General features: G+C 34.2%; 16 protein-coding genes. 6 read left to right on the plus strand and 10 right to left on the minus strand.

Going from position 1 to position 16,940, the window contains the following annotated elements:
* Positions 1-58: 58 nt before the first annotated feature.
* A complete protein-coding gene (locus IV494_RS04355) occupies positions 59-1,603 on the plus strand; it encodes a S41 family peptidase (protein WP_196078930.1) in 1,545 nt (514 codons plus the stop codon).
* Between the two features lie 70 nt (positions 1,604-1,673).
* Here IV494_RS04355 and IV494_RS04360 read toward each other — a convergent pair whose 3' ends face one another.
* On the minus strand, positions 1,674-2,051 hold the full coding sequence (locus tag IV494_RS04360; RefSeq protein ID WP_196078931.1) for a GreA/GreB family elongation factor: 378 nt from the start codon (positions 2,049-2,051) through the stop codon (positions 1,674-1,676).
* Positions 2,052-2,521: 470 nt separating this feature from the next.
* Here IV494_RS04360 and tpx point away from each other — a divergent pair, with 470 nt between their 5' ends.
* Positions 2,522-3,094 (plus strand): thiol peroxidase, encoded by a 573-nt coding sequence (tpx, locus tag IV494_RS04365; RefSeq protein ID WP_196078932.1) that lies wholly within the window; start codon positions 2,522-2,524, stop codon positions 3,092-3,094.
* A 360-nt stretch (positions 3,095-3,454) separates the two neighbouring features.
* Here the strand turns inward: tpx and IV494_RS04370 are convergent, their stop codons facing one another.
* The 4 genes from IV494_RS04370 to IV494_RS04385 form a co-directional block, all read right to left on the minus strand.
* Positions 3,455-3,802 carry a hypothetical protein gene (locus tag IV494_RS04370; RefSeq protein WP_196078933.1) on the minus strand — a complete coding sequence of 116 codons (348 nt, stop codon included), beginning with the start codon at positions 3,800-3,802 and terminating at the stop codon, positions 3,455-3,457.
* 79 nt (positions 3,803-3,881) lie between these two features.
* The gene (locus IV494_RS04375) at positions 3,882-4,559 is read right to left on the minus strand and encodes a peptidoglycan DD-metalloendopeptidase family protein (RefSeq protein ID WP_196078934.1); all 678 of its coding nucleotides are present in this window, start codon (positions 4,557-4,559) and stop codon (positions 3,882-3,884) included.
* A gap of 189 nt (positions 4,560-4,748) precedes the next feature.
* Positions 4,749-6,734 carry a urocanate hydratase gene (locus IV494_RS04380; RefSeq protein WP_196078935.1) on the minus strand — a complete coding sequence of 662 codons (1,986 nt, stop codon included), beginning with the start codon at positions 6,732-6,734 and terminating at the stop codon, positions 4,749-4,751.
* Between the two features lie 179 nt (positions 6,735-6,913).
* Positions 6,914-7,207, minus strand: coding sequence for a hypothetical protein (locus IV494_RS04385; protein WP_196078936.1), 294 nt, complete (start codon positions 7,205-7,207; stop codon positions 6,914-6,916).
* Between the two features lie 315 nt (positions 7,208-7,522).
* On the opposite strand from IV494_RS04385, the gene IV494_RS04390 reads away from it, so the two are divergent.
* Positions 7,523-7,933 carry an acyl-CoA thioesterase gene (locus tag IV494_RS04390; protein ID WP_196078937.1) on the plus strand — a complete coding sequence of 137 codons (411 nt, stop codon included), beginning with the start codon at positions 7,523-7,525 and terminating at the stop codon, positions 7,931-7,933.
* Between the two features lie 45 nt (positions 7,934-7,978).
* On the opposite strand, the gene IV494_RS04395 is transcribed toward IV494_RS04390, so the two are convergent.
* On the minus strand, positions 7,979-8,230 hold the full coding sequence (locus tag IV494_RS04395) for a hypothetical protein (protein ID WP_196078938.1): 252 nt from the start codon (positions 8,228-8,230) through the stop codon (positions 7,979-7,981).
* Between the two features lie 177 nt (positions 8,231-8,407).
* Between IV494_RS04395 and IV494_RS04400 the strand changes: the two genes are divergently transcribed.
* The 3 genes from IV494_RS04400 (at position 8,408) to IV494_RS04410 (ending at position 13,099) form a co-directional block, all read left to right on the plus strand.
* Positions 8,408-10,867: an FtsK/SpoIIIE family DNA translocase gene (locus IV494_RS04400; RefSeq protein WP_196078939.1), complete on the plus strand. Its 2,460-nt coding sequence runs from the start codon at positions 8,408-8,410 to the stop codon at positions 10,865-10,867.
* Between the two features lie 62 nt (positions 10,868-10,929).
* Positions 10,930-11,577, plus strand: coding sequence for a LolA family protein (locus IV494_RS04405; RefSeq protein WP_196078940.1), 648 nt, complete (start codon positions 10,930-10,932; stop codon positions 11,575-11,577).
* 67 nt (positions 11,578-11,644) lie between these two features.
* Entirely contained in the window at positions 11,645-13,099 is a 1,455-nt protein-coding gene (locus tag IV494_RS04410; RefSeq protein WP_196078941.1) for an LptF/LptG family permease, read from the plus strand.
* Between the two features lie 136 nt (positions 13,100-13,235).
* Here IV494_RS04410 and IV494_RS04415 read toward each other — a convergent pair whose 3' ends face one another.
* The 4 genes from IV494_RS04415 to IV494_RS04430 form a co-directional block, all read right to left on the minus strand.
* On the minus strand, positions 13,236-13,805 hold the full coding sequence (locus IV494_RS04415) for a glutathione peroxidase (protein ID WP_039354208.1): 570 nt from the start codon (positions 13,803-13,805) through the stop codon (positions 13,236-13,238).
* Positions 13,806-13,992: 187 nt separating this feature from the next.
* Positions 13,993-14,655 carry a histidine kinase gene (locus IV494_RS04420; protein ID WP_196078942.1) on the minus strand — a complete coding sequence of 221 codons (663 nt, stop codon included), beginning with the start codon at positions 14,653-14,655 and terminating at the stop codon, positions 13,993-13,995.
* 162 nt (positions 14,656-14,817) lie between these two features.
* A complete protein-coding gene (kdsB, locus tag IV494_RS04425; RefSeq protein ID WP_196078943.1) occupies positions 14,818-15,558 on the minus strand; it encodes a 3-deoxy-manno-octulosonate cytidylyltransferase in 741 nt (246 codons plus the stop codon).
* A gap of 4 nt (positions 15,559-15,562) precedes the next feature.
* Positions 15,563-16,816: a pyridoxal phosphate-dependent aminotransferase gene (locus tag IV494_RS04430; RefSeq protein ID WP_196078944.1), complete on the minus strand. Its 1,254-nt coding sequence runs from the start codon at positions 16,814-16,816 to the stop codon at positions 15,563-15,565.
* Positions 16,817-16,940 lie beyond the last annotated feature (124 nt).

Genomic DNA, 16,940 nt, shown 5'->3' on the forward strand with positions numbered 1-16,940 from the left:
GTAGAGTTTTTTTACGTATTTAAAGGAAAAATTTTTCTATTTTTATAAAAAATTTGTCTTGAAAAATACTTTTCTTCTTTTATTCATCTTCCTTCTAACTTCTTGTATTTCCGTTAAAAAATTCAACGAAAAGCTTGAAATTCCAATCGCACCAGAAAAATTAAAAACGGATGTCGATTTTACGAATATAAAACTTCAAAATTTACATCCAAATCTGTACTGGTATATTTCTAAAGAAAAGTTAGATTTTAAGTTCGACAGTTTGAAAACTACGATCAATAGGCCGTTAAAACCGAATGAATTTTTTCAGAAGTTAGCACCGATCATTGCTCAGGTTCGGGAAGGTCATTTAAGTTTGAGGCTTCCCAGCAAAAAATTAACAAAACAGGAAATTAAAAATCTGAAAAAACAAAAAGGTTTGTTGAGCCGATATAATTTTGTTTTAGATGGCGACCGAATTTTCGTAAAAGACAATGCAGACAAAATTCCAGACATGAATGTTGGAACGGAAATTCTTAAAATAAAGGATATTCCTGTAAAAGATTTACTCGATCAGTACAAACCTTTCATCAATAGTGATGGGTATAATGAAACTTTTCAAAAATACATTTTAGCTTTAAGATGGCCTGCTTATTTTACGATAGATCATGGGATTTTAGACAGCGTGAAAGTAGAAACTAAATTTCAGAATGAAATTAAAACTTTCTATTTACACCGGGAAAAAATCACCAAAATAGAAGAGAAGGAAATAAAAACAGAAAATAAAAAGCTCACCAAAAGTGAAAGTGGAAAAACAAAGGATTACAATATTATAACGAAAAGTTTCAACCGTGATCTGCAGTTTCCGACGAAAGACAGCATGGTGGCTTACATGAAAATCAAAACATTTTCGGGAACTTATTCGAAGAAATTCTACAAAGAAAGTTTTGCCGTATTGAAAAATTCGAAGGCAAAATATTTGATCGTAGATATCCGCGATAATCTGGGCGGTTCACTTTCTGAAATCAATAATCTCTACTCCTATCTTGTTTCTGAAAATTTTAAATTCATTAATGATATCAAAGTAACATCGCGTTCAGCTATGTTTCAGGCAGATTATTTATCTGATATTCCTTTCGTTTTTAAACCGGTTGCAGTTATTGGATATCCATTTTATTTGGCTGGAATGGCATTTTCCACAAAAAAGGTGGGTGATCAATTCTACTTGAGAAACAATGGCATATTCGGTCTTAAAAAACCAAAAGAAAATAATTTCAAAGGAAAAATTTACATTTTGATCAACGGAAGCAGTTTTTCGGCTGCCTCTATTTTACCTTCAAAATTAAAAGATGATCACCGTGCCTTTTTAGTTGGTGAAGAAACAGGTGGCGCAAATGATGGAACCGTTGCAGGAAGATATTCAACTGAGAAATTACCAAACTCAAAATTGTTCTTACCTATTGGTTTAATGTTGATTCAACCCAACATCAAATTTACAAATACAAAAAAAGGAGTAACACCTGATAAAGAAATTTTGCTTTCAACTGCGCAAATTTTGCAGAAAAAAGACCTTCAGTTAGAATGGATCATGGATGATATTAAAAGTGATCAACTTCAAAAATAATCTCAGATTTACAACAAAAAAAAACTCTCAAATTGAGAGTTTTTTTCGGTTTTTTAAGGAAACTAAAAAATTAACTTTGGTGTACAACACTTACAATCTCAATTTTTTTCTCCCCATCTTTGAAAGGCCATTCGATGACATCTCCTACTTTATTTCCTACAATTGATAAAGCGATATCGGATAAAATAGAATATTTCCCCCTCTTTACTTTTTCTAAAGCAGCAGGAACAAACTGATAATTTTTCTCCTGGTTATTCGAGAAATCTTTCAGCCTCACCAAACTGTTAACGGTTACAACATCGGCCGGAAGTTCTTTTCGCAAAACCTGTTTTGCCCCTTTCAATTGTGCCAACAGAATTTCTTCTTCTTGCGCGGTTACTTGTTTTCTTCTTAAATGATCTTTTATAAGATCATAAACTCCAGTTGTTAAAACGATACTATTTGTCATAATATTTTTTATTTGAAACATTCTTTTTTGAAAAAACTTTTATACAGACTTAGGCATTAAAACGCACTCCAAAAACTGGAATTTTATTTTATGCAAAAAGCTAAATCGAAAAAGAAATCGGTAATGATGATTATTTAATATACGGTGTAAAACGCCCTGCCCTAAGTCGTGACAGGGATCTTAGATAAACTCTTTCGAATTTTTCAAGAAAATATCATCGTTAAGATATGACAACAACAAAGAAAGTCCCAGTGGGAATTTTTTCTTCGAAAATAAGGAAATTGTTGTCATTTTTTATTATTGAATGGCAAACATACGCCTTATATATGACAAAAGCAAAGTCGGATAGTTTTTCCAATGATTGATCTTCAATATTAGTCTGCTGGAATTGACCAATAGATTTTTCGTATTTAAAATATTTAGAACTTTATTCTAATTCAAAAAGGATAATTTTGTTTAAAATTAAAAATATGTTTTCAAAATTAGTTTTAAGTTCGTTATTATTTTTCTCGGCATTTCTATTTGCTCAAAATTCTAAAACCGCAAATACTGTTTTGTTGGGCGGAAAACCTGTTCACACCTATTCAAAATTACCGGCAGTCAATAAGCAAGCGCCGAAATTTACTTTAACGGGTGTTGATATGAAAGATCAAAATCTGGATTCTTACAAAGGAAAATATTTGATCCTCAACATTTTTCCGAGTGTTGATACAGGAGTTTGTTCGGCTTCAGTTCGTCATTTCAATGAGGATGCTGCTAATCTTCCAAATACGGTTGTCCTTTGTATTTCTAAAGATCTGCCTTTTGCACAGAAAAGATTTTGTGGTGCTGAAGGAATTAAAAATGTGGTCATGCTTTCAGATTTCCGTTCAGATTTCGGAAAAATATATGGTGTAGAAATCACCGATTCTGCAATGAAAGGTCTTTTGAGCAGAGCAGTTGTGGTGATTGATCCTTCCGGGAAAATTATTTATGAAGAACAGGTTGATGATATTTCACACGAACCTAACTATGAGGCGGCGATGAAAGCGGTAAAAATGTAAAATACCTTTTTTCTGAAATATAAAAACCTGCAATTACGCAGGTTTATTTTATGTTATGAATTTTGGTCCTACCAATTTATTTTTAATCTAGGATCTTTTTGTAATTCTGCTCAGGATCTTGAAAGTTCTGAAGAATTCTAATAATTTTTAAAACATCATTCTCAACAAGGTAAATGAGTGTGTTATGTTTAGTAATTAAAATTTTGTGGTAATCAGTATCTTCATATTTTTGAAAAATGACATTACCTTCTAAAATTATTTCCACAATATTATAAAAAACGATCTACGAAATTATCAAACACAGTTATACTCCCCTTTTCTAATAGATAATTTTCTATTTCATATAAATCTTCGAGTGATTCATCGGTGAATTGGACTCTCATCTTTATATTTTTGAATTCGTTTCTTTGTAGCTCCCATCACTTCATAGAAATCGTGCACTCTACCATTTTTGAAATCCTCTTCCGAACGTTTAAAAGATTCTAAAATCTCTTCTTTCGTTTCATTTTTCCAAACTTTGGCTTCCACGGTTTTAGAAATTAGAAGAAGTTCTTCCGGAGTAAACCGTTTCTCTTTTAATTTTTTAAAGAATGTTGGTTTTTTTATTCCAGATTTCTCAATGATATAAGACATTTTGAAAGGAGAGTTTTTTATAATCTCGTCAATATTATTTGATATTTCAATATATTTTTCTATTTCTGCTGTCATAATATTATCATTTTTAGTATCAATTATTGAGACAAATTTACTAAATTTTAGATATCAAAAGCTATCTAGGGAGCAGATTTTATTTAATTTTTAAAAGCAAGTTAGGATCAGGACAATTTTCTTTATAAAAATCCAGTTCCTTCGAACTGCAAACTCCAGGGTAATCCCCTTTTTTATCTTCTATATTTTTGATAATTTGCAAATGTAAATGTGGTGCATAATCTCCGTTAATTGGAGGTTTTCCTAATTCTGCAATTTTTTGACCTTTTTCTACAACCTGACCTTCCACTTTTCCCTCTAAACTTTCAAGACTTAGATGACCATACAAAGTGTAAAAAACAACTCCTTCAATTTCATGTTCTAAAATAATCGTCGGTCCATAATCTCCGAGAGAATTATTGTTTTGGAAACTGTGAATTTTTCCATTTAATGCGCTCAATACGGAAGTTCCAGCTTTGATCCAAAGATCCAAACCGATGTGAATATTTCGCTCTTCTGTATTATGATCATTAAAAGTTGTACTTCTTTTGTAGAGATTTCGTTGTTCTAAATAACCACCAAATGCAACTTTAGCTTTATTTTTTACAAGATGATTTTCTACAAATTCCTCAAACTTTTCTGAATCGGTTAGATTTAAATCGAGTTCATCGGTATGAGAAGCAGAAAGATTGAAAGCCACGTAATCTTTGTAATCGATCGTTGAATCTATTACATAGACATTTTCTTGATTCTGTAGAATTTCTTCTAATGATTTCATCTTTTTATTAAATTTCAATTTTGATTCTATTACTATTTTTAATAAACAATCTTGCAGCCCGACCTGAGTGGAGCTCTTTTTGCGAGGAGGAACGACGAACAAAAAAGCGGGAACGGAGGGCGGAAAAAGCTGCCCAAGAAAATAGGAAATAGCTTTTCGCCGAAGTGAAATGTCTGCCCAAAAAAAAAATTAAAACAAATCCTCATCTACCAAATTCGGCAGCGTCACTTTCAAATTAGGCTCTATTTCCATCGCACGTTTAATAGCGAAAACGGCCCCTTCATTTCTTGCCCAAGATCTGCGGGAAATTCCATTATTGACATCCCAGAAAAGCATTGATTTTAAACGTCGGTCTGCGTCGTCACTTCCATCGAGCAACATTCCGAAACCGCCATTGATCACTTCGCCCCATCCAACTCCACCTCCATTGTGAATGGAAACCCAGGTTGCGCCACGGAAACTGTCGCCAATCACATTCTGAATCGCCATATCTGCGGTGAATCGAGATCCATCATAAATATTAGAAGTTTCGCGATACGGAGAATCTGTTCCGGAAACATCGTGGTGATCTCTTCCCAAAACAACCGGTCCAATTTCACCATTTTTAATGGCTTTGTTAAAGGCTTCTGCGATTTTCATTCTTCCTTCCGCATCGGCATAAAGAATTCTGGCTTGAGAACCCACGACCAACTTATTTTCCTGCGCACCTTTGATCCACGTAATATTATCCTGCATTTGTTGCTGAATTTCGATTGGAGAATTTTTCATGATTTCTTCTAAAACTTCACAGGCAATTTCGTCCGTTTTCTGAAGATCTTCCGGTTTTCCACTTGCGCAAACCCAGCGGAATGGTCCGAAACCAAAGTCAAAACACATTGGTCCCATAATATCCTGAACATAACTTGGATATTTAAATTCTCTTCCCAAAGTTGGATTTTCTGACATTACATCAGCTCCAGCTCTACTCGCTTCCAGTAAAAAAGCATTTCCGTAATCGAAGAAATAAGTTCCTTTTTCGGTATGTTTATTAATTGCCGCCGCGTGTCTTCTCAAACTTTCCTGAACTTTTTCTTTAAATAAATCAGGATTTTCAGCCATCATTTTATTGGCTTCTTCAAAAGGAATTCCGACTGGATAATATCCTCCTGCCCACGGATTGTGAAGCGAAGTCTGATCTGAACCAATATCTATATGCAAATTTTCTTTGTCAAATTTTTCCCATACTTCAACTACATTTCCGAGATATGCCAAAGAAACTGTTTCTTTATTTTCCTGGGCTTTTCGAACTCTTTCTACCAATTCATCAAGGTTTTCATGAATTTCATCAATCCATTTTTGTTCGTGACGAATCTTTGTAATTTTAGGATTTACTTCGGCACAAACAGTGATGCAACCTGCAATATTTCCGGCTTTCGGTTGTGCGCCGGACATTCCACCTAATCCTGAAGTGATGAATAATCCACCTTTTGGTTCTTTTTTAATTTTTCTAAAAGCATTCAAAACCGTAATCGTCGTTCCATGAACAATTCCTTGCGGACCGATATACATATAACTTCCAGCCGTCATTTGTCCGTATTGCGAAACTCCCAACGCATTCATTTTTTCCCAATCATCGGGTTTCGAATAATTTGGAATCACCATTCCATTCGTTACAACAACTCTCGGAGCCTCTTTATGACTCGGAAATAATCCCATCGGATGTCCGGAATACATGGTCAAAGTTTGATCATCAGTCATTTCCGACAAATATTTCATCGTCAAAAGATATTGCGCCCAGTTTTGAAAAACCGCTCCGTTTCCACCGTAAGTAATTAATTCGTGTGGATGTTGTGCAACAGCGTAATCCAAGTTATTTTGAATCATCAACATAATCGATTTCGATTGCTCAGATTTTCCTGGATATTCAGAAATTGATCTCGATTTCATCTCATAATCCGGACGAAAACGATACATATAAATTCTGCCGTATTTCTCTAACTCTTCTCTAAATTCAGTCAATAGTTCAGCATGAAATTTGGGATCAAAATAACGCAAAGCATTTTTCAGTGCCAGTTTTTTTTCTTCTTCGGTAAGGATATCTTTCCGTTTTGGCGCGTGGTTGATTTGTGGATCGTATGGTTTTATGGAAGGAAGTTGATTTGGAATTCCCTGTTGAATCTGTTCTTGAAAAGTCATGATTAAATATAGATTTATGAATTAATCTTGTCAAGGTTCAGAACCATAACAAGCTTTCGGTTACGAAGTTTTAAAGATATTCAAATTAGAAAATACAAAGCAAAAAAAAGAGGAAAAAGCATTTCTTCCGCATTTTCAGCCACAAAAAAAACCTTACTAAAAAAGTAAGGCTGTATTCATTACGACAAAAGATCTTCATTCTTTTCTTCATGATCATCTTCGTTATCGCTGAGACTGTAATAATTATTTTCTTCGTCTTCAGATCCAATTTCTTCCATGTCGTCATCGGCACTAGCGCCGGGAACATCTAAATTTTCGTCCAGATCACTCTCCTCCATTGATTCTTTGGTAATTGGATTTCCGTTTCCATCTAAAGATATATGATCTTCCTGATTAAAAATGTCATTTTCAGGATTATAGTTCATTTGTTTCAATTTTTCATCTTGCTCCCAAGTGTTGTCTTCTGGTGTCATAATATTTGGTTTAGTGTATTTAAAATGCGACAAAAATGAGTCCAAGCTTTCTTTTAAATGAAATTAAAATCACATTTTGAATTCGTTCTAGAATTTATTTTCAAATAAAGAAGACTATTCACGTACTGATAATGATGTTGAAAAACGATATATTTGCCATTGAAAAGGGTGAATCGTGTGAAAATCACGAACTGTCGCGCAACCGTAATTCAGCGAAATGAAAAGTCGGATCCTCAAAAACTTTCGCGATTTGAAGTAGAAAATTATTGACGATTTTCTGTTCATTTCAATTATTAATATTTTAATTCAATAACAATGAACTACGAAGAAAAAATTCAAAATTCAGAAACCCACGTTTTCAAAGTCGTTTTCCCGAATATTACAAACCATCACAATACCATGTTTGGTGGAACAGTAATGGAAATGATGGATGAAGTGGCTTTTATGACCGCTACCCGATTTGCGAGAAAATCTTTTGTTACGGTAAGTTGTGACCGTATCGATTTCAAAAAACCGATTCCTGCAGATACTTTAGTGGAGTTAATTGGTCGCGTAAAATATGTCGGAAACTCCAGTTTAAAAGTAAATGTAGAAGTTTATGTCGAACAGATGTATGATGACATTAGAGAAAGAGCAGTTTCAGGCGATTTTACTCTGGTCGCGATCGGTGCAGATAAGAAACCCATTAAAATATTTGAAAGAGAAGAGATAGCCAACCAACTGTAAATTAAAAATCCACTAAATAGTGGATTTTATTTTTTGCTTTTAAATTTAAATATCATCTTCCAAATCGCGGTTTTTATTATCTTCCCAAGCGTCGTCGTAGGCTTTCTTCTGATTTTTCCAGGCTTCAGGTGGAACCGCATTCTCCGCAACTTTTATAATATTTCCCTCTGCATCATGTTGAACTCCAAATTTTTGATCCGGCAAATTCTGTTCTGAATAATTTGACAATGGTTCATTTGGGTTTAAAATCTCATTATTATTGATTTCTTCGCTATTACTACCTTTATTTTCATTCATGATTTTGAATTTTAATTGTGATCGAAATAGATTCAAATATTATTCCGAAGCCTTAGAAAAATCTGCTCAATTTCTGAAAAAGAAGGTAAAATTCTTTGTAAAAAAAACGCTGAAAAATTCTGTCTATTCGCTGAAAAAATCTTAAATTTTATTATTAAATTTGCCCTCATTGACATTATGGAAAAAAATACTAAAAAAGCCCCGCAACAACCGACTGAACAGAATAAAACACTATCAAAACCCCGTATATTTTTTGGAGTTCTTTTCATTGTTACTTCTATCATTCTTACCTTTTCATTTATATCCTATCTTTTAAACTGGCGCGCTGATCAAAGTCAAGCCGGAACGATGCTTGATAAAACTGTAAAATCTTCGAACATTTTTGGTAAGATCGGCGATTGGTTGGGTAATTTTTTTATTTTTCAAAGCCTTGGAATTGCTGCCTTCGTAGTTGCCTTTCTTTTTGTCGTTTTCGGAATGATGATCCTGAAAAAAAATTATTTCAAACCCTGGAAAACTTTCGGTCATTCCCTGTTTTTGATTTGCTGGGTTCCTATTTTTATGGGAGCGGTAACCAATGGACAAGGCGTTTTAAGCGGTGTTTACGGTTTTCAAATTATGGATTTCTTAAATTCTGTAATCGGCACCGTTGGTTTATGGTTGATTCTTTTGGTAAGCATTTCGTTATATTTTATTCTGGAATTTAATTTAAATCCAACGAACGTAAAATCAAAACTGAACGATCTGAACGATCAAACTTTAGGAAGAGTAAAAGCGATGATGCCAAATTCTTCTGAAAATTTTGAAGCAGATGAGGAATTAGAAAGTGAAGTCGATGGAACTGAAAATAACATTCCAGATTCGAAAGTAAATAAAGTTTCTGATTTTGTTCCGGAAATTGAAATTGAACCCATAGTAACTCCGAACAGAACTTCTTTTGAAGATATTCCAAATGTGAGCGTAACTGAAAGCACAGGAAGTTCCATTAATTTAAATCCTGTTTCTATTCCAGTTGTAGAGTCAACTCCGAAAACTGATGACATTGAATTCAAAGTTGAAGTTCCAAAAACAGTTGATATTGTAGATGAATCGGATAAGAAATCGCAGGAATTAGTCGATAAACATGGACTTTACGATCATAAATTAGATTTGGCAAATTTTCAAATGCCAACTTTAGATTTATTAAGAGATTATGGGAACGAAGAAATTGCCATTAACAGAGAAGAACTCGAAGAAAATAAAAATAAAATTGTTGGTCTTCTCAAAAATTTTAATGTAGGAATTGCCGAAATTAAAGCGACGGTTGGACCGACTGTAACTTTATACGAAATCGTTCCGGAAGCCGGAATTCGTGTCGCTTCTATTAAAAAATTACAGGATGATATTGCGTTGAATCTTTCTGCGCTTGGAATTAGAATTATCGCTCCAATGCCTGGAAAAGGTACTATTGGTATCGAAGTTCCAAGGAAAAATCCGGCTATGGTTTCTATGCGAAGTGTGATCGGTTCTCAGAAATTCCAAAATACGGATATGGATTTACCCGTGGTATTTGGTAAAACGATTTCCAATGAAATTTTCATGGCAGATTTAACAAAAATGCCTCACTTATTGATGGCAGGAGCAACCGGACAAGGAAAATCAGTTGGAATCAACGCGATCTTGACTTCCCTACTTTATAAAAAACATCCAAGCGAATTAAAATTTGTAATGGTTGATCCTAAAAAAGTAGAACTTTCTCTTTATTCAAAAATTGAAAGACATTATTTGGCAAAACTTCCAGATGGCGATGACGCGATTATTACGGATACGCACAAAGTGATCAACACGCTTAATTCATTATGTATTGAAATGGATCAGCGTTATGATCTGCTTAAAAACGCTTTTTGTAAAAATATAAAGGAATACAATAAAAAATTCACGGAGCGAAAATTAAATCCGGAAAATGGACACCGATATTTGCCTTACATCGTTTTGGTTGTTGATGAATTCGCCGATCTAATTATGACGGCCGGAAAAGAGGTAGAAATCCCGATCGCAAGATTGGCACAGTTGGCAAGAGCGGTTGGAATTCATTTAATTGTAGCAACACAACGACCATCTGTAAATGTAATTACGGGAATGATCAAAGCCAATTTCCCGGCAAGAGCTGCATTTCGAGTAATTTCGAGTGTAGATTCCCGCACCATTTTAGATTCTCCTGGAGCAGATCAACTGATCGGAAAAGGTGATATGCTTTATTTTAATGGAAATGAAATTATGCGACTTCAATGCGCATTTGTAGATACGCCCGAAGTTGAAAAAATTGCTGAATTTATTGGGGAACAAAAAGGATATGCAAGTGCTTTTATGTTGCCCGAATATTCCGCAGACGAAACCACTTCGACTGTTGGAGCTTTTGATCCGAACGAAAAAGATGTTTTGTTTGAAGATGCTGCACGAATCATTGTTTCAACGCAACAAGGTTCTACGTCAATGCTTCAAAGACAGCTGAAATTAGGTTACAACAGAGCCGGAAGAATTATGGACCAGCTGGAAGCGTGCGGAGTTGTAGGAGGCTTTAATGGCGCGAAAGCAAGAGAGGTACAGATCTCTGATTTAAATTCTTTGGAACAGTTTTTGGAAGAATTGCGAAAGTAAATTTAAACTTAAACAATAGTTTAACTTTATCTTAAAATTCTAATCAAAAAATAAAGGAAAGAATGAAAAATATACTGAAGAAAATTTCTGTTGGAATCTTTGTTATTGCGACAAGTGCAAGTTTTTCTGCACAAAAAATTGATGCAAAAGCAAAAACTATCTTAGACGCGATATCTACTCAATACAAATCTAAAAATAATGTCTATTTCAAATTTGTTTATGGAACTGGAAATGGTAAAAAGATAACCCGAACAGAACCCGGAATTTTTTATTCTGCCAAAGACAAATACAAATTGAAAATCATGGGAACAGAACAGATTTTTGATGGAAATAAAATTTATAATATTTCCGCAGAAGATCAGGAAGTTACCGTTGCTAAACCTACCGGAAGCGAACAAATGTTTTCCCCTTTAACTTATATGGAAGAATATAAAAAAGGCTATAATGTAAAATATATGGGAAAAGTTATGGTAAATGGAATAAATTCTGATTACATTAAATTAACGCCCGTTGCTAAAAATGGCATCAAAGAAGTCAATCTTTTTATAAATGACGCTAAAAAGCAAATCGTGAAGTTGGAGCAATTTTCTACCGATAATTCAGTTTCTGTAATTGCGATCAGTGACTACAAAGAAAATCAAACTTTAAACAATGCTATGTTTAATTTCGATAAAGATCAATACAAAAATTACATTGTCACCGAACTTTAAAATTTTTTAAATATAAATAAAGTCACAAAGGAAAACTCTTTTGTGACTTTTTTGGTAAATTTGAACCATGATAAAAAAAATCGACGGTTACGTCATAAAAACCTTTTTCGGCCCGTTTATTTTTATTTTCAGTGTGTTGTTCTTCATATTTGTAGTTAACATCATCTGGATCAGGTTGGCGCAGTTTACAGGAAAAGGTTTGAGCTATTGGGAAATCATGAAACTCCTCTCCTATTTGTCTGCAATTGTGGTGCAGCTGGTTTTACCTTTGACGATCTTACTGTCGGCGATTATGACTTTCGGTGATTTTGGGGAACGATACGAACTCGCCGCAATGAAAGCCGCCGGAATTTCTTTGACGAGAATTATGTTGCCCCTGTTTTTTGTCACTTTTATATTTTCTCTCTTCCTCTTTTTCTTTTCCAATAATGTCATACCCGACTTTCAGCGGAAAGCAAAGAATATGCTCTATAACATTGCTGCGACGAAACCTGCACTCAATTTCACACCAGGACAATTCATTCAGCAAATCCCGGGATACAGTGTAAAATTTGATAAAATTTTAGGAGAAAATGGTGAAAATATCGAAGGAGTGTTTATTCATAAAATGGCAAATTCCTACGAGAATCAGCAATCGATCATCGCGGAGAAAGGAAAATTTGTACCTGCAGATAACCGAAACTATTTAAAACTGGTTCTTTTTAATGGCCATATTTTCGAAGATAATATTGAAAATGTAGAATACAGTCAACGTATAAAACAACCGGATCAAGCAATTAAATTCGATACGATGGTTTCGCATTTTAATATTTCAGAAATCATTAATAAAGCCTTGGAAGCAGAAAAGATCACCGATGACTATTCCTTCCAGAATTTTATTGAGCTGAACAAAACCATTCGCAAAGCAAAAGTTCAGAACAGCTCTATTCTGAACAATATTAATTCAGAACTCGTGAATCAAACCAACGGTTTTGTAAGTTATATCGACAAATCGAAGACCAAAATAGCACTTACTCCTGTACCCAAATTAGATACCTTAAAAAAGCAGAAAAAGCAGGAATTTCTGTATGCAGCTTATAATAAAATTGAAAGCGTAAAACAGCTGAACACGGCTAAAGCAGAACAAATTCAGGATTTACATGCTTATTATTCAAGGATCATTATTTATCAACAGCGGATTTTTGCGTACTCCGTTACCTGTTTAATTTTCTTTTTGATCGGTTCAAGTTTAGGCTCGATCATTAGAAAAGGTGGGTTAGGATTACCGGTTGTGATTGCGATCGTAGTGTTTATTATTTTCTACGTCATCAATTTATCGGTAGAAAATATGGCCTGGTCTGGAAAAATGGATCCTTATCTCGCTGCATGGTTACCGAATCTTATTTTGTTTCCATTCGGAGCCTGGCTCACTTACAAAGCATTAACAGATTCCCAACTGTTTGATGTTGAGAAATACAAAGCATTGTTCAAACCACTCATCAACAGGTTTTCAAAAAATAAAGAACACGCGAGATATCGCTAGATCTTTTGAACTAAAAGTTATAGTTTTATAAAAAATTCAAACAAATAAAAAAGCAAAATAGATCAACTATTTTGCTTTTTTATATCTTTTCAGGAAAACTATTTGTGATTCCTAAGTGCTTATCTTTAACTAAAAATTACTTTAAATATTTGGTGATCGATTCGCTTGTAGGTTTCGTAGTACTGATAAAACTATCAATTAATTTACCATTCTCGTCTACCAAAAACTTAGTAAAATTCCACATAATGGTCGTATTTTTTACTCCGTTTAAATTTTTCTCAGTTAAATATTTAAAAATCGGCGCAGTGTCTGCTCCTTTCACTGAAACTTTCGCAGCCATGGGAAAAGTCACTCCGAAGTTTTTCTCGCAAAAAGCTCCGATCTCAGCATTAGTCCCTGGCTCCTGACCTCCAAAATTATTTGCTGGAAAACCCACAACAACCAATTTATCTTTGTACTGATCTGCAACTTTTTCCAGATCCGCATATTGTGGCGTAAATCCGCATTCTGACGCGGTGTTTACGATCAATACTTTCTTTCCTTTGAAATCGGCAAAGTTGATTTCTTTACCGTCGAGACTTGCAACCTTGTAGTCGTATAAGTTTTTCATTTCCTGGGGTTTATCTTTCGATACTTCTTTTTTCTGATTGGTGCAGCTTTGTAAAAAAGCGCCTATTGACAGTAGAACGATGAATAATTTTTTCATTGGGGAGAATTTGTAGACCGTGGTCTTTTGTTAAGTAATTTGATGTTTAAATATATTATTCAATTTAAAAACTAAAAAGTCATCAATAAATAATAATTTCTAAAATGACTTTTTGTGTCTAAAAATAATATTTCAGCCCCAAATTCACATCAAATTTTACACCATTAACATCAATAATTAATTAAATTTAAAATTTAAAAATGTTCGCAGGAAAAACTTTATTGGTTTCAATTTTATTGATGATCATCAGGTAATCACTTTCTCTTTTCTGAGAAGATGATTCTAATCTAAAAGGCATTACCAAGCTCCCAACTTTCCGGTAATCGCCGTATATTAAAGTTTCTTCGCTTTTAATTTCTTTTACAAGCATATAGCTTTTCGTATCAAAATAGTAAATCGTTTTGTTCACATTTTTGGTCAGTTCTACTTTATGACAATAAACTTCTCCAATTTTTTCTTTACCTAGATATTGTGCATCAAAACCTTTATTTTCCCAATCGATGAAATCGTTATCAAAACTTTCCGGGACATAATTTGGGTATTCCTGAATCTTATTTGTTGCGTAATTCATCGCATACCCTTTTTTACCATCGTAACCTTCAATTGGCGTTTCCTTTTTATTAATGGTAATCACCGTTTTAGTAAGATTAGGTCGTTGCTGATAAATTTTTATCGGATATTCATCATTGATTCCCAAAGTTACTTTTCCCTGTAAAGTCACGGAATTTAAAAGTTTCCAGTTGGTCAGACCACCCGATAATTCTATGTTTTTGTCTATAATTTCTTTTGCAGTTTGTGCTGAAACGATGCAGCTCATCACCATTATAAATCCTAAAAATATCTTTTTCATTAAGGCAATCTATTTATTTTTCAAATATATACTTTTATTTCTTGTCGAATTATGATCGACTTTCGAAAAACACGCATATCTACTCTATTTTGTGATCGTGAAGATCATATTTATTATTTTCGCAAACGCTCAATCGCTTTTAAATGGATAAGTCGCGCCTTATCATTTCAAGGTTTGATTCTTCAAAATTTCCCGTGCTTTTTCCAGATCTTCCGGAACATCAATTCCGACTCCAACAAAATCTGTTTCTATCATTTTGATTTTCATGCCATATTCTAAATAACGGATGCATTCTATCTTCTCTGCTATTTCTAAAGGGCTCATCGGCAATTTTGCAAAATTCAGCAACGCATTTTTCCTAAAAGCATAAACGCCAATATGTTTAAAATATTCTGCTTTTACTGCAGTTTCTCTTGGATACGGAATTACAGAACGGCTAAAATAAAGGGCAAAACCTTCGTTGTCAGTAATCACTTTTACATTATTGGGATTTTCGATCTCCTCTTTTTCTTTTAATTTGATCTTTAAAGAAGCTAAAGAAATTTTCTCTTCCACGTCATCTTTAAAAACAGAAATTAACTGTCGCAAAGGTTCGGTTTTCAGAAACGGTTCGTCACCCTGTACGTTGATCACAATATCGCAATCTATATTCGAAACTGCTTCTGCGATTCGGTCGCTTCCTGTTTCATGTTGCGAAGTCATGACTGCATTTCCACCGATCTCTTTAATTTCATTAAAAATAAATTCAGAATCTGTGGCCACAAAAACTTCCTGAAAAAGTCCGGTTTCTACTACATTTTCATAGGTGGTTGCAATCACCGTTTTGTCCCCCAAAATCTGCATCAGTTTTCCGGGAAAACGACTGGCTTCGTAACGCGCTGGAATAACGGCAATGATCTTCATTAAATTATTTTAATTGAGATAAAGCGTTTTCTAGTCTTGGCAACATTTTCTCTATTTCATTTAATGATAATCCACCTGCAGATGCTCTAAACCAAGGCATTTCTCCTGAATTCCCAAAGGCTGAAAACGGAACTAAAGCTACTCCAGCTTCATCAATCAAGTAGAAAACTAAATCGGACGAATTCGTAATCTTTGTTCCATCGGGTTTTGACTTTCCGATATAATTGAGTTCTATCGTCAAATATAAAGCGCCCATCGGTTTGATGCTTTCAACGAGAAATCCACGAGATCTCATATCCTGAATTCCGTTGTGAAGAGTTTGTAGACTTTTTGAAATCTTTCCTTTAAAATCATCAACAAAATGATCGACATTTTCAGTTTCATTCAAGAAAATACTCACCGCTTCCTGCTCAGGTTTTGGCGCCCAAGCTCCAACATGCGTAAGAAGTGCCTTCATCTTATCGATAATTTCGGCGGGACCAAAACTCCAGCCTACGCGAACTCCTGTCGCAGCAAAACATTTAGAAATACCATCAATAAATACCGTATATTTTTTTAGCTCAGGAAAAAGAGAAACAGGGTTGAAATGTTCATCCTCAAAAGTGAGCATCGCGTAAATCTGATCGTACATTAAATAAAGGGGCTTTTCGTTTTCGCCTCTTCTTTTATTTTCTTCCAAGATCAACTCGCAGATTTCCGAAAGCTGGTCTTTCGTAAACATGGTTCCAGTAGGATTGAGAGGTGAACATAAAGCCAGTAAAACAGCATCTTTCAAATGAGGTTTTAAGTCTGCTGCAGTGGGCAAAAAATTATTTTCCTGCGAAGTCTCCACTTCAATTTTATTCGCGTTGGTCAGGTAAGCATAATGGTTGTTATTCCAGGAGGGAATCGGATAAACCACTTTATCACCATCATCAACAATTGTTTTGAAAGTGGCATAAATTAATGGTCTGGACCCGCCCGCAACTAAAATTTCATTTTCATTATATTCTAGATTCCAGCGGTTTTTTAAATCTTTGGAAATTGATTTTCTTAATGATAACAACCCGTTTGCAGGTGGATAATTGGTTAAATTATTCTGATAAGCTTTGTTGATTTCTTCTTTTAGTCGCGCAGGAATCGGATAAATATCAGCGTTCAAATCACCGATCGTAAGATTCGCGATTTCTGCACCTTGCGCCTTCAGATCATTTACCTGATTTCCGATTTTAATAATTTCTGAACCGATTAAATTTTCGGCGAGTTTTGATACTTTCATAGTTAATTTTTAGTAAGAAAATACAGGATCGAATCAACATTCTTATCCTTCTCAAATGTACAAATTTTAAATAATTTTAAAGAGCGAAAATACAAATTGGAAGACTGAAAACCGCATTTTTAAT

This window comes from Kaistella gelatinilytica, from assembly GCF_015679325.1.
In the GTDB taxonomy this organism is placed as follows: Bacteria; Bacteroidota; Bacteroidia; order Flavobacteriales; family Weeksellaceae; genus Kaistella; species Kaistella gelatinilytica.